This window comes from Pseudomonas moraviensis subsp. stanleyae (assembly GCF_036283065.1).
Taxonomy (GTDB): Bacteria; Pseudomonadota; Gammaproteobacteria; order Pseudomonadales; family Pseudomonadaceae; genus Aquipseudomonas; species Aquipseudomonas stanleyae.
In genome coordinates this window covers 12148-24208 of record NZ_JAADJI010000001.1, presented here as the reverse complement: position 1 = coordinate 24208, position 12061 = coordinate 12148, and the positions used below count along the sequence as shown (strand labels likewise).

11 protein-coding genes are annotated in these 12061 nt (G+C 62.9%); 7 read left to right on the top strand and 4 right to left on the bottom strand.

Translation table 11 applies throughout. The features are described 5' to 3' along the window. The first annotated feature begins 127 nt into the window (after positions 1 to 127). Entirely contained in the window at positions 128 to 1474 is a 1347-nt protein-coding gene (locus GXB78_RS00125) for a type VI secretion system Vgr family protein (protein WP_329513660.1), read from the top strand. Next, positions 1471 to 2262, top strand: coding sequence for a DUF4123 domain-containing protein (locus tag GXB78_RS00120; RefSeq protein WP_329513659.1), 792 nt, complete (start codon positions 1471 to 1473; stop codon positions 2260 to 2262). The genes GXB78_RS00125 and GXB78_RS00120 overlap by 4 nt, the downstream gene beginning before the upstream one ends. 9 nt (positions 2263 to 2271) lie before the next feature. On the opposite strand, the gene GXB78_RS00115 is transcribed toward GXB78_RS00120, so the two are convergent. After that, the gene (locus tag GXB78_RS00115) at positions 2272 to 3621 is read right to left on the bottom strand and encodes an MATE family efflux transporter (RefSeq protein WP_329513658.1); all 1350 of its coding nucleotides are present in this window, start codon (positions 3619 to 3621) and stop codon (positions 2272 to 2274) included. A 211-nt stretch (positions 3622 to 3832) separates the two neighbouring features. Then, positions 3833 to 4126 carry a hypothetical protein gene (locus tag GXB78_RS00110; protein WP_016771853.1) on the bottom strand — a complete coding sequence of 98 codons (294 nt, stop codon included), beginning with the start codon at positions 4124 to 4126 and terminating at the stop codon, positions 3833 to 3835. Between the two features lie 244 nt (positions 4127 to 4370). On the opposite strand from GXB78_RS00110, the gene GXB78_RS00105 reads away from it, so the two are divergent. From GXB78_RS00105 to GXB78_RS00085, 5 genes are all read left to right on the top strand, one after another. After that, positions 4371 to 4673 (top strand): MazG-like family protein, encoded by a 303-nt coding sequence (locus GXB78_RS00105; protein ID WP_016771852.1) that lies wholly within the window; start codon positions 4371 to 4373, stop codon positions 4671 to 4673. Then, on the top strand, positions 4673 to 5422 hold the full coding sequence (locus tag GXB78_RS00100) for a methyltransferase (RefSeq protein WP_329513657.1): 750 nt from the start codon (positions 4673 to 4675) through the stop codon (positions 5420 to 5422). The genes GXB78_RS00105 and GXB78_RS00100 overlap by 1 nt, the downstream gene beginning before the upstream one ends. 12 nt (positions 5423 to 5434) lie before the next feature. Then, positions 5435 to 6046, top strand: coding sequence for a DUF4136 domain-containing protein (locus tag GXB78_RS00095; RefSeq protein WP_329513656.1), 612 nt, complete (start codon positions 5435 to 5437; stop codon positions 6044 to 6046). 41 nt (positions 6047 to 6087) lie between these two features. After that, positions 6088 to 6645 (top strand): DUF4136 domain-containing protein, encoded by a 558-nt coding sequence (locus tag GXB78_RS00090; protein ID WP_329513655.1) that lies wholly within the window; start codon positions 6088 to 6090, stop codon positions 6643 to 6645. 215 nt (positions 6646 to 6860) lie between these two features. Next, positions 6861 to 8849, top strand: a complete 1989-nt coding sequence (locus tag GXB78_RS00085) for a pilus assembly protein TadG-related protein (RefSeq protein ID WP_329513654.1) — start codon at positions 6861 to 6863, stop codon at positions 8847 to 8849. Here the strand turns inward: GXB78_RS00085 and GXB78_RS00080 are convergent. Beyond that, positions 8834 to 11596 carry a PAS domain-containing sensor histidine kinase gene (locus GXB78_RS00080; RefSeq protein ID WP_329513653.1) on the bottom strand — a complete coding sequence of 921 codons (2763 nt, stop codon included), beginning with the start codon at positions 11594 to 11596 and terminating at the stop codon, positions 8834 to 8836. The two genes, GXB78_RS00085 and GXB78_RS00080, sit on opposite strands and share 16 nt — an antisense overlap. Beyond that, entirely contained in the window at positions 11593 to 12039 is a 447-nt protein-coding gene (locus tag GXB78_RS00075; RefSeq protein ID WP_329513652.1) for a TadE/TadG family type IV pilus assembly protein, read from the bottom strand. The genes GXB78_RS00080 and GXB78_RS00075 overlap by 4 nt, the downstream gene beginning before the upstream one ends. Between the last annotated feature and the right edge of the window lie 22 nt (positions 12040 to 12061).

Here is a 12061-nt window from a genome sequence, read left to right as displayed (position 1 = left end):
AGCACGGTCAGCAAACTCTTCTGGTCTGCTTTTCGCGTAGGTCATTTCCTAAGTTGTACTTCGCCTCTCTACTCGGCCATGCCTCTCGGCGAGAATCCCCGGCCGCCCCTCCTGTAGAGATCCGCCCATGTTCGATCCAGTCAACGAGCCGTCGTTTCGTCTCGATGTAGCGGGCCTGTCCGACCCCTTCGAAGTTCTCGCCTTTACCGGAAGGGAAGCGCTCAGCGAACCCTTTGTCTTCGAGATCGATGTGGTGATCGACGATCCGCATCTGGATCTTACCAGCCTGCTACACCGTTCCGCGTTCCTGTGCTTCGGCCCGCCCGGCGAGGGTGTGCACGGGCAATTGCACAGTCTCGTCCAGCATGAGCACGGCCATTGCCTGCGTTTGTGTCGAGTACGTCTCGGGCCCAGGCTCGACTGCCTCGACCTGCGTTTGAGCCAGCGCATTTTCAGCGGCCGCTCCGTGCCGCAGATCATCGAACAGGTGCTGCGCGAACATGGCATCGTCGGCCCGCAACGGCGTTTCGACCTGCACAGCGACTACCCGGCCCGCACCTTCTGCACCCAGTACCGCGAATCCGATCTGCAATTACTCCAGCGCCTCTGCGCACAGGCGCGCATTCACTATTACTTCGAGCATCACCGTGACCGGCATTGCCTGGTATTCGGCGACGATCCGACGCGCTTACCGCAGGCAGACGTCGCGCACTATCAGGGCGAGCATGAGCACCGTTGCGTCGCTCCAGGCATACGCCAATGGCAACTGCACGAGGATTCACAGGCCAGCCAGCGCGGACCGAATGCCGAAGGGCACAGCGATCTCTGCGCGCTGCGCAGTGGCCAATGGTTGCCGCTGGACGGCCATCCCTTTATCGAATGCAACCGCCCCTGGTTGCTGACCCGCATCGAACACCGTGCCGATCAGTCTCTCGAACCCCCCTATGGCAATCGCCTGTTCGCCGCCGCGCGGGCGCCAGTCTGTGCGCTCGCCGCGATGCAGCCCCAGCAACGCATGCACAGCCTGCAGCGTGCCTGGGTGGTCACCGTCGATGAGCCGCAACCTGATTGCTCGCGGCCGGTGGCGGTGCAATTCGACTGGCTCTATCAGGGCGAGGGCGCAGCGCCCAGCCATTGCTGGCTGCCGCTCGCGCCAACCCTGAGCGATTTGCCTTCGGCGGCGCTGGCCGATGGCGTGGAGGTGGTGGTGAGTTTTCTTGAAGGCGATCCCGATCAGCCGATGGTCAGTGGCGTCCTGCAGCCCTCGCTGTTGCCAGAGGATGCGGTCGGGGAGGATGCGCTGTCAGCGCTGCCGGAACTGCTGGTGAGTGATGGGTTGCAGCAACTGTTGCAGTCTGGCGAGCCGTTGCTGTTGCTGTGCATGATGCCGGGAGGAGGCAGCTTCAATCACTGCGCCGAGTCCGTATGCAGTTGCCGGCTGTTGACCGCGCTCGATCAGAGCAGCGCAAGATGAGCGGCGCGGCGCTTGAGCCTATGGCGCAATGGTTGTTGCTCGACACCCCGGACGCGTCACATGCCTTGCTGACCTTGCGTCAGGGGTTTGCCGACGTGCAGCGTCACCGGTTGTTCGACGGCACCGAATTTCAACCGGTCAGTGAGCACGGCCCGGTCCTCGTTGATTTGCGTGAAAGTCCGGCATTGACGGCCTTGTGCCTGCGCGACCCGGACACCTGGCGCGGCCTGTTGCTGAGCTGCGAAATACCGGCGCAGCAGCTGATCGACCACTTGCAGCGCATGCTCACGGTCTCGTTCGGTTTGAATCATCGGGCCTTGCTCAGCTATTACAACCGCCAGACCGCCAGCTACTTCTTCGATGCCTGTGACGCCGCGCAACTGAGCCGCTGGCTCGGGCCGATCCGTCAGCTGCGCTGGTTTGGTGGTACCTGGGCCGACCGCGCCATCGGCAGTCAGGGCTGGCAGCAACTGCGTAATCCCGGCCTGCTCGTCGAACCGCTGGGCATCGAGGAAAGCCTGACCCGGCGCCAGCGCGAACGCCTGCAAACCTGCCTGCTGGAGCAGCATATCTGGCGTTGGTGCCAGTCCCTCAGTGCCGATTACCAGACGATCTCTGTGCATGTGCAACAAGGCCTGGCGCTGGGTTTCAGTGATCGCGCGGTGCTCGATGGCTGGCTCTGGTTGCGGCTGTTGCATCCACGCGCCGTGCTGGTTGCGCCGCCGGCCGGTCTGACCCAGCAGGAACGGCTCGATCATCTGCGTCGGCAGTGGGGCGCGGCGGACTGATTTTTCTGATCAGTGAGCCTTGCCGCTGAACCAGCCATCGCTGCGTTTCAGCCACAGGGCTTGCGCGCCGAGGGTCACGCTGCGCAAGACCATGAACAGCAGAAAAGATATCCACAGACCGTGATTGCCCAAGGTCTGCAAGAACCAGGCGAACGGCAGCAACAGCAGCACCGTCAGGAGCATGCCATTGCGCATTTCCCGGGCGCGGGTGGCGCCGATGAACAGACCGTCGAGCAGATAGCTCCACACCGCAATCAACGGCAGCACGGCGAGGTAGGGCAGGTAGACGAAAGCAGTGTCGCGCACGCTCTGGATATCGGTCTGCATTTCGATGAACAAGTGCCCGGCGAAGAGAAACAGCGCAGCGAAGCCGAGGCTGGCGATCAGTGACCAGCCGCCGGCCACTACCAGCGAACGGCGCAGGGCCAGTCGATCCCGCGCGCCGATGGCATGGCCGCACAAGGCTTCCACCGCATGGGCCAGTCCATCGAGGGCATGGGCCGTCAGCAGCAGGCCGTTGAGCAGCAGCGCATTGGCCGCCACGGTCGCATCGCCGAGCCGCGCGCCTTGCACGGTGATCAGGAAAAACACCGATTGCAGGGCGAGGCTGCGGATGAAGATGTCACGGTTGACCGCCAGCAGCGGGCGCCAGCTCTGCCAGACTTTCAGCGCCGACCAGATGATCTGCCCCGGATAGGCGCGCAACGCCGTGCGCGTCAGGTACAGGCCGAGCAGTGCGCCGCTCCATTCGGCAATCACCGAAGCGCGCGCGGAACCGACTACGCCCCAGTCCAGGCCGATGACAAACCACAGGTTGAGGACGATGTTGATCAGGTTGGTGCTCAGCAGAATCGCCAGCGGCGCCCGTGCGTTCTGCGTGCCGAGGAACCAGCCGACCAGCGCGTACGTCGCTAGCGCGGCGGGCAGACCGAACAGGCGCGTGTGGAAAAACTCCCGGGTCAGTTGCTCCAGTTCCGCCGACGGCTGCATGAAATGCAGCGCAACGCCGCTGAGCGGCACGCCGAGACAGCCGAGCACGATGGCCAGCCCCATCGCCAGCAACAAGCCCTGCAAGAGAATCTGCCGCAACGCCGCACCATCGCTGCGCCCGGCAGCCTGGGCGGCAAAACCTGTGGTGCCCATGCGCAGAAAGCCCATCGCCCAGGCCAGAAAGGTGTACAGACTCGCGCCGACCGCCACCGCGCCCAACTGATGGGCATGCGGCAGGTGGCCAATGACAGTGCTGTCGACCAGCGCCACCAGCGGCACGGAAATATTGGAAAGGATCATCGGCGCGGCGAGCGCCCAGACCTTGCGGTGAGTCGGGCGGTCGCGCCAGTCGGTAATCAGAGAGGACATGCAGGCTCCTTGGGGGAGCGGGGATTGTAGCGGTAGAAGCACCCTCATCGGAACGCCGCCCGCCCAGCCCTCTCCCAGAGGGAGAGGGGGCCGATCTTCGTCGCTCTCAAGCGTGAGTTCGACTCGATATTTCAGGTCGGCGGAGAATGTCAAAGCAACGCGGTTCCCCTCTCCCTCCGGGAGAGGGTTAGGGTGAGGGGATTTTGAAGCGCTAGTGAATGATCCAGCTCAACAACCACAACCCCAACAGCAACCAGATGATCCCGGCAATGATCGACGCATTCATGAATGCCCGAATCGCCGACCACAACAGCATCAGGCCAACAATCAGCGCGATGATGCTGATGATCGAAGTGTCCATTCCCAGCGTCTGCGCCAGACCGTCGACAAAGTTGCTGCCGGCATTGCTGAGCATATTGAACAGGCCGCTGAGGCCATCGACGATAAAGCGGATGACCGAACCGAGTGCCTGGCCGAGCCATTCGAAAAAGCTTTCTACACGCATGTGTGCATCCCTGATGAAAGAGCTGAGCCTTGGGCCACACCGAGGGCGGCCGAGTTCCCTGCATGATAGAAGGTTTGCCCGGATCATGTGTGGGAGCGAGCCTGCTCGCGAAGGGGGCGTGTCAGGCAAATCCGGTCTGGATGATCCACCGCCTTCGCGAGCAGGCTCGCTCCCACATTAGTTCACCTGCGCCCTTGCCTTCGGTGGGTATCCCCCCGAAGCTATGCGTCTTCAGGAGAGCCCGATGAACCTTGTTGAACTGACCGAACGCCTGCACGCCATTCGTGACCGCAATGACTGGCGGCAATTTCACAGCCCGAAAAACCTCGCCATGGCCGCCAGCGTGGAAATGGCCGAGCTGGTGGAAATCTTCCAGTGGCTGACAGAAGACCAGTCGCGCCAGTTGCCGGCGGACAAACTCGCCCACGCCGGCCAGGAAGTCGGCGATATCGTCCTGTATCTGTTGCTGCTGTGCAGCGAACTGGGCCTGGACATGAACGAAGTGGTGCGCGCCAAGCTCGCCGACAGCGAACGGCGGTTCAGCTGATGAGCGACCGTCATTTCGATCAGTTGGCCACGCGCTTCGCCGAAAAAATCTACGGCGGCGCCAAAGGCGCGATTCGCCTCGCGGTGTTGCAGGCCGACCTGAGCGAGGCCTTGCCGGATCGTCCGTTGCGCGTACTGGATATCGGCGGGGGGCTTGGGCATATGTCGCTGTGGCTGGCCGAGCGCGGCCATGACGTCACCTTCACCGAGCCGGCCGAACCGATGCTCGAAGGCGCGCGCCAGCGGTTTGCCGAAGCCGGACAAACCGCGACATTCATTCAGGCGCCATGGCAGGAACTGCTCGGCCAGCTCACCGAGCCCTACGATCTGGTGATCTGCCACGCGGTGCTGGAATGGCTCGCCGAGCCCCACGCGATCCTGCCGGTGCTGCATCAATTGACCAAGCCCGGCGGCTGGCTGTCGCTGGCGTTCTATAACCGTGATGCGCTGATCTATCGCAATCTGCTCAAAGGCCATTTCAAGAAGATGCGCAAGAACGTCATGGCCGGCGAAAAGCAGAGCCTGACCCCGCAACAGCCTCTCGACCCACGGGAATTGGCAACGCAACTCGCCGGAATGTGGCAGGTCGAAAGTCAGAGCGGCGTACGGGTATTTCACGATTACATGCCGGTGGAATTCCAGGCCCGCGCCGAACTGGCGGATTTGCTGGAAATGGAACTCGCGCACCGTCGTCACCCAGGCTTCGCCGGGCTTGGGCGTTACTTGCACTGGATCTGCCGGCCGATCTGAGCGGAGCGCGACATGAAAGCTCAATGCGGGTTATTGCTGATGTGTCTGGGGTTGGCCGCCTGTCAGGGCAGCAACCCCTACGTGGCGCAGTCGCGGCCCTTGCCGCCGGCACCGCCGCAAGCTGCCACCACCTTCGACCGCAGCGCCTACCCGGCGCCGCCGCGTGATTACGGGCGCTATCGCAACTGGGCCTGGCTCAACGGCCAGTTGCCACCGGGCACGGCGTGGGCCGACTCGGCGCAAGTGGCCGAGGCGGTCAGCAATGCCCTCGACCAGCGCGGCTTGCGGCCAATGCGCGACAACCGCCCGGCCGACCTGCTGGTCAGCGCCGATCTGCATCTGGAAACCCGCTTGCGGCAGGTTCGCGACGATTACGGCTACTACGGCGGATACGGCGGCTATGATCGGTATGGTCGCGGTTACGGCATGTACAACAGCGTGCCGATCGTGCGCACCTATCAGGAGCAAGTCGTGGTAGTGCGGGTCGATCTGTTCGACGCCGGCAGCGGTCAGCCGGTGTGGAGCGCCAGCGCCGAAACCGGCACCCAGGGCAATCAGATCGAACGCGCCGACGCGATCCGCGAGGCTGTGGAAAAAGCCATGGCGGCGTATCCTCCCAGCTGACTTCGTGTCAGCAGGTTCATGTCTTCACCCGGAGAAAAATCATGTTCCGCCGTCTCGCTCTACTCGCTTTTGCCGCGCTGCTCAGTGCCTGCGCTGCCAACCAGGTCAATCACGACTTCGACGCCAGCCGCGACTTTGCCGCGTATCGCAGCTGGAGCTGGAAAGATCCGGCCCTGCAATATCGTCCCGATGACCCGCGCATCAAGAGTGACCTGACCGAGCAGCGCATCCGCCAGGCGGTGTCCGATCAACTCGATCAGCGCGGTTTGCGCCCGGCCGCTGGCGGCGTCAAAGGTGATCTGAATGTGCAGACCTACCTGATCGTCGAGGACCGGCAGCAGCAGGTGACGACCAATTACGGCGGCGGTTGGGGCGGCCCGTGGAACGGCTACTGGGGCGCGCCGATGTACAACGAAACGCGCAACATCACCTACAAGGTCGCGACCATTCAGATCGACCTGCTCGACGGCAAGGACGGCAAACTGGTCTGGCGCGGCAGCGATGAACAAATGCTCAGCAGCCGGCCGAATCCGGCCGATCGCAGCAATGCCATTCGCGAGACCGTCGCAAGGATTCTGGCCAACTATCCACCGCGTTGAATGAACGGCCCTTTTCCCGCCCGGACGCAAATCCCCTGTAGGAGCTGCCGAAGGCTGCGATCTTTTGATTTTCAGAGGCAAGATCAAAAGATCGCAGCCTTCGGCAGCTCCTACGGTGGTTTGCCATGCCAACAGCGCATTGTCGGCAGCCGCGTCTACACTCATTTTCACCAACGCAGGTAGCGCTCGGCACTGCGCCGGCAAAGGAGTGCGCCATGTCGCGAGGATCGCAATGCAACGGCCCGGCGCGGCAACGCGGGGCGATCGGCTTGATGGCGGCCGCCACTTTGAGCCTGGCGCTGGTGATGATGTTGCTGGTGGTCGACAGCGGTCGCCTGTACATGGAACAGCGCAAATTGCAGCGGGTAGTGGATACCGCCGCCCTCGAAGCCGTCAGTCGCGGCGGCAATTGCCTGCCCGGGCTGACCGCCGCCAGTTACGCCGGGCAAAGTGCGCTGCGCAATGGCTACCTCGTCGATGCGAACAACACCCTCGCCACCACCTGCGGCACGCTGGCAACCGCTGCCAGGGGTTTGCGCAGTTTCACCGTCGATGCCACACAAGCGGCTGCGGTGAAAGTCGCCGCCAGCCGCACGGTCACCAGCAGTTTTGCCGGCGGTGTGCAGGCGCTGTTCAGCGCCACACCGGTGAGCCTCAACACCACGCTCAACGCGTCGGCAGTGGCCGCCAAACCGCAGCCGACCGTCGCCCAACTGAATATTCGCAGCACCCTCGCCAGCATCGACACGGCGCAGTCGAACATCCTCAATCCGTTGTTTTCCGGGCTGCTCGGCGGCAACCTCAACCTCTCCGCAGTGGGCTGGGACGGTTTGCTGCACACCGATATCAACCTGCTCAAATACCTCGATCAACTGGCGATCGACCTCAACGTCGGCGCCGGCAATTACACGCAGTTGCTCAATACCCAAGCGACCGTGACGCAACTGATTCAGGCAGCGGCGACGGTGGTGCAGCTCAACGGCGCGACCGCGCAGGTGGTCACCGCGCTGGGCCAGTTGCAGGTCGCCGCGATCAACGCGGCGCCGGTCAGACTCGGCGAGATCCTGCAACTGCAGACCGGCACTACGGCGGCGGGGCTGGATGCCAATCTGCAATTGCTGCAACTGGTGCAAGGCGTGGTGCAACTGGCCAACAGCAAAAGCGCGGTGGCGGCGACCTTGCCGGTCAACGTGCTGGGGCTGGCCGGTGTCACGGTGCGGGTGAAGGTGATCGAGCCGCCGCAGTTCTCGGCGATTGGCGATCCGGCGCGGGCCAAGGCCGATCCGTTGGGACCGGAGCGGATTTATGTGCGCACCGCGCAAATTCGTACGCTGTTGTCGGTGAATTTGCCGGTTTTGTCCGGCGTTAGCGGATTGACAAGCGCCGTGACGGGGTTGGTTGGCGGATTGACCTCGACGCTCAATGCCGCGCTGAGCCTTAATCTTGTCGCGGTATTGAGCTCGGTTGTCTGCATCGGCTGCCACCAATTGGACCCGCTATTATTTCCATCACCGAAAATCGACATCAGCCTGGATGCCGGCGGGGCGAAAAGTTATGTCACAGATTATCGTTGTCCGGCGGGATCTACAGGCACCAAGAGCCTGACTGCACATACCGTCACCTCGATCGCTGATCTCAAACTGGGCGAGATCGACGCTGCCCAAGCGTTTTCTTCTTCGGCCATGCCAACGGTTACACCGTTGCCGCTGATCGATCTGGGCATTGCCACATGCTATCGACTGGCCGGTCTCGGCAGTTGCGACCCAGGCAGCCATGTGACCTTCGGCGCCGGAGGCATCGCCCTCAAACTCGACACCAGCGTCGCGCAAACCACGCAAAATCTGCTGTTCTCCAGCACCACACCCTTCGCCACCCCGGCCAACCTGAAACTGCCGCCGAGCGTGCTGCCCGCCGCGCCGGCCAGCAACATCGTCGGTAGCCTGGCGAATACCTTGTCCGGCATCAACCTGATCGTCTACAAACCCGTGGGCAGCAATCCGCTGGGCGCTATCGTCACCGGTGTGGCTTCGCTGATCAGCGATGTCAGCAATCGCTTGTTGCCGGTGGTCACCGGTTTGATCAGCCCCTTGCTCGACCCGCTGCTGAACAATCTGCTGAAGGGGCTGGGCATCAACCTGATGAACACCGAGGTGGGCGCCAACATGACCTGCGGGCAGACCGGCAAGGCTTACCTGGTGATCTGATCGTCCGTCGCAATTGGCAGTTCGATACAGAAGCGCGCGCCCTCTGTTGAATTGCGCACGCTCAACTGGCCGCCCATGTTGGCGATGATGCCGTAGCTCACGGACAAGCCCAGGCCTGTGCCGACGCCGATCGGTTTGGTGGTGAAAAACGGCTCGAAAATCCGCTCGAGCAAACGCGGATCGATACCACCGCCATTGTCCTCGACCCACAGCCGCACGCTTTCCTCGTCACGCTCGGCGTAGATCGAAATCCACGGCTTGAACGCTGAGTCGCTGTCGCGTTTGCCAAGCAGCGCGTCGCGGGCGTTGACCATCAGGTTGATCAGCACCTGTTCCAGCTGATCGACGTGGCCGCGCACCTGCGCCTCGAAGCCGGTCGCGCTGATGCGCAGATCGACACCCTTGCCGCGCATGCCCTCGGCCAGCAGCGACAGCGTGCCTTCGATTGCCTGCGCCGGATTGAACAGTTGCTGCTCGATTTCCGAGCGTCGACCGAACACACGCATGTGGTCGACCACTTTCGCTGCGCGTTGCACCTGGGCATCGATGCGCTTGAGTTTGTCGGTCAGATAATCAACCTGCACATCACCGTTGCCCAGACGCTTGAGCACGTTGACGATGGCCATGCGCATCACATTCAAAGGCTGATTGATCTCGTGGGCGAGGCCGGTGGCCATTTCGCCGAGGGTGGCCATTTTCGCGCTTTGCGTCAGTTGCTGTTGCGAGCGGCGCACCTCGGTGTTGTCGCGGCCCACGGCTTGCACTTCGATCAACTGGCCGCGCTCGTCGAACACGCCGCGATCCGACCAGACCCACCAGGCGTGGTCGCGTCCGGGTAATTGCAGGCTGATTTCTGCGGTGCTCACTGGTTGCTCCGGAGTCAGCTGGCTCAGGCGCTGCACGAAAGCGCTGCGCTGTTCCTCGGACATCCAGCCACCCAGATCTACCCCCGGCAGTTGTTCCGGGGTGCATTCCAGATAAGTCGCCAACGGTCGGTTGCCAAAGATCAGCGTCAGGTCCGGGCGGTATCGGCAGATCATTGCCGGCGAATCCTCGACCAGAATCCGGTAGCGCTCTTCGCTTTGCCGCACCTGCTCGGCGGCAAGCGTCGCGTCGGTGACATCCAGCCACAGGCCCACCGCCTCGACCGGCAGACCGAGATCATTGCGCAGCAATTTCGCCTCATCGAGCAGCCAGTGGTAATCGCCGCGACTGTCACGCAGGCGATAACGCGCACGCACCGAACCTTCGCGCAGCAACTGGCGGTTGCGCTGAAAATACAGTTCACGGTCGTCGGGATGCACGAGCTCGACCAGTGCTGCTGCGTCGCAGTCTTCCAGCGTCCAGCCGAGCAAGGGTTGCAGGCTGGCGCTAAAAAATGCCGGGACCAGCGCACCTTCTGCATAGCGCTGCATGTGGATCACCGCCGGCGAACTGGCGATCAGATTATCCAGCCGCGCATGGGCAGCGGCGGCGCGCTGTTGTTGATTCTGGATATCGCTGATGTCGAGCATGAATCCGACCAGACGCCGATGCTCACCGGTGCCGCTGACCTGGCCCTGAATCCGGTACCACGTCGCGTTTGCGCCGAGCTCCGCGCGGTGCAAGCGCACGCTCAGGGTCAGCGCTTCGCCTTGCAATTGCAGGGCGCGCAGACGGCTGCGCAGCTCGTCGCGGTCGGCGGGATGGAACAGTCGCAGCCAGTCTTCCACCGCCAGTGTGCGGTCGCTGAGGCCCAGTGCCGAGGCCAGTGACGGCGCCAGTGCAATCTGCCCGTCGGCACTGATTTCCCACCAGCCGGTACCGAGCAGGTGTTGCAGGGAATCGAGACGCTCCATCGATTGCACATGGCGCTGCTCGCGCAAGCGGCTGAGCAGCGGCCCGGCCAGCGCACCGGCCAGGGTCAGCCAGTCGCGATCGGTCAGCCATGGCGCGATGTTGTCGACCGTATAAAACCCGCAGAGCAGCCATGCGACCACGCCTTGATCGTTGCTGTAGGGCACGGCGAACCCGTTGGCATTGCCGAACGTAGCCTGCAATCGCGAGTGTTCATAGCGGCCCTGCGGTCCTGCGAGACGTTGCGGCGCGCTGCCGTTGAGGCTGTCCAGTGGCGTGCCCAGTGGCTGGCCGTTTTCCCACAGTTGCGGGGCATCGTGGCCGCGAAACTGCTGATGAATCTGCCAGCCCTGAGCCTGTTCATCGAGTAAAGCCACCGCCAGGCAGGGGATGTGCCAGCGCTGAGCAATGGCCTGCAATTGTTCGCCGAGCACCGTCGGCAAACGCGTCAGGCTGCATGTGCGCAGACGATCGCTGACCTGCGCAGCGAGAGTCTGGCAGGCGTCGCGGTCGCGCGCTTGCTGGCGTTCGAGCAGCAGGTCGGCAATGTCGAGCATCTGCAGCACCCAGCCGTCCCCCAGCGGTTGCACCCAACCGCGCAGGTGCAGTGGCTGGTCATTCAGGCCGGGGAAGTCGAGATCGAGCAATTGTCCGTGCCAGTCCCGCGGCTGACCTTCGATGGTCAGCAGGCTATGCGGCAGCAGATAGGCGCTGAGCGGCAACGGTTGGTCGTTGAGTTTGTGCTGGGCGAGCAAATGCCGCAGCGGGCCGGCAATCTGCAACACGTCGCCGTTGCCATCCAGATACAGATGCAACCCGGTGGGCGGCGCGCCGAGAGGGTCTGGCAAATCTTGGGCGGCGGTAGGGGCACGCTTGAGCAAACGCCCGAAAAGCTTATCGCCGGCGGTCAAAATTGCAGGCTCGAACGCGCGGTCAGGTGCGTGGGCAGATTGGGCACCGTGCCAATGCCCGGCAGTACCAGAAACGGCATGATCTGATTGAGCTTGCTTACCGGGTAATTGACGCTGACGGTCAGGGTGCCAGTCCCCGCGTCGTACGCCGAACTGGTATCGGTGCCGACCACCAGATTCAAGGCCGAGGGCAGCCATTGCAATTGCTGGGTCAGCGCGGCATTGGCGGTGTTGACCACCACCGTCGAGTAGTTCGGCGTGGTCGGGTCCACCGCGACACTGCGGCGTACGGCTTCGGCGGTGGCCTGGTTGAACGATTGCATCATCACGAAGGGCAAGCCGTAGCTGACCAACCCATAAAACACCGCGAAAAAGATGATGAACACCAAAGCGAATTCGATCGCCACCGCACCTTTTTGCGACCTGCGAAAGCCGTTTTTCATGCGTGCGTCTACCCTGACTGTC

Excerpts from the sequence above, each read along its gene's own strand:
- GXB78_RS00125 (WP_329513660.1), top strand. The coding sequence starts at position 128 with ATGTTCGATCCAGTCAACGAGCCGTCGTTTCGTCTCGATGTAGCGGGC.
- GXB78_RS00100 (WP_329513657.1), top strand. The coding sequence starts at position 4,673 with ATGAGCGACCGTCATTTCGATCAGTTGGCCACGCGCTTCGCCGAAAAA.
- GXB78_RS00110 (WP_016771853.1), bottom strand. The coding sequence starts at position 4,126 with ATGCGTGTAGAAAGCTTTTTCGAATGGCTCGGCCAGGCACTCGGTTCG.
- GXB78_RS00105 (WP_016771852.1), top strand. The coding sequence starts at position 4,371 with ATGAACCTTGTTGAACTGACCGAACGCCTGCACGCCATTCGTGACCGC.
- GXB78_RS00085 (WP_329513654.1), top strand. The coding sequence starts at position 6,861 with ATGTCGCGAGGATCGCAATGCAACGGCCCGGCGCGGCAACGCGGGGCG.
- GXB78_RS00095 (WP_329513656.1), top strand. The coding sequence starts at position 5,435 with ATGAAAGCTCAATGCGGGTTATTGCTGATGTGTCTGGGGTTGGCCGCC.
- GXB78_RS00120 (WP_329513659.1), top strand. The coding sequence starts at position 1,471 with ATGAGCGGCGCGGCGCTTGAGCCTATGGCGCAATGGTTGTTGCTCGAC.
- GXB78_RS00090 (WP_329513655.1), top strand. The coding sequence starts at position 6,088 with ATGTTCCGCCGTCTCGCTCTACTCGCTTTTGCCGCGCTGCTCAGTGCC.
- GXB78_RS00115 (WP_329513658.1), bottom strand. The coding sequence starts at position 3,621 with ATGTCCTCTCTGATTACCGACTGGCGCGACCGCCCGACTCACCGCAAG.
- GXB78_RS00075 (WP_329513652.1), bottom strand. The coding sequence starts at position 12,039 with ATGAAAAACGGCTTTCGCAGGTCGCAAAAAGGTGCGGTGGCGATCGAA.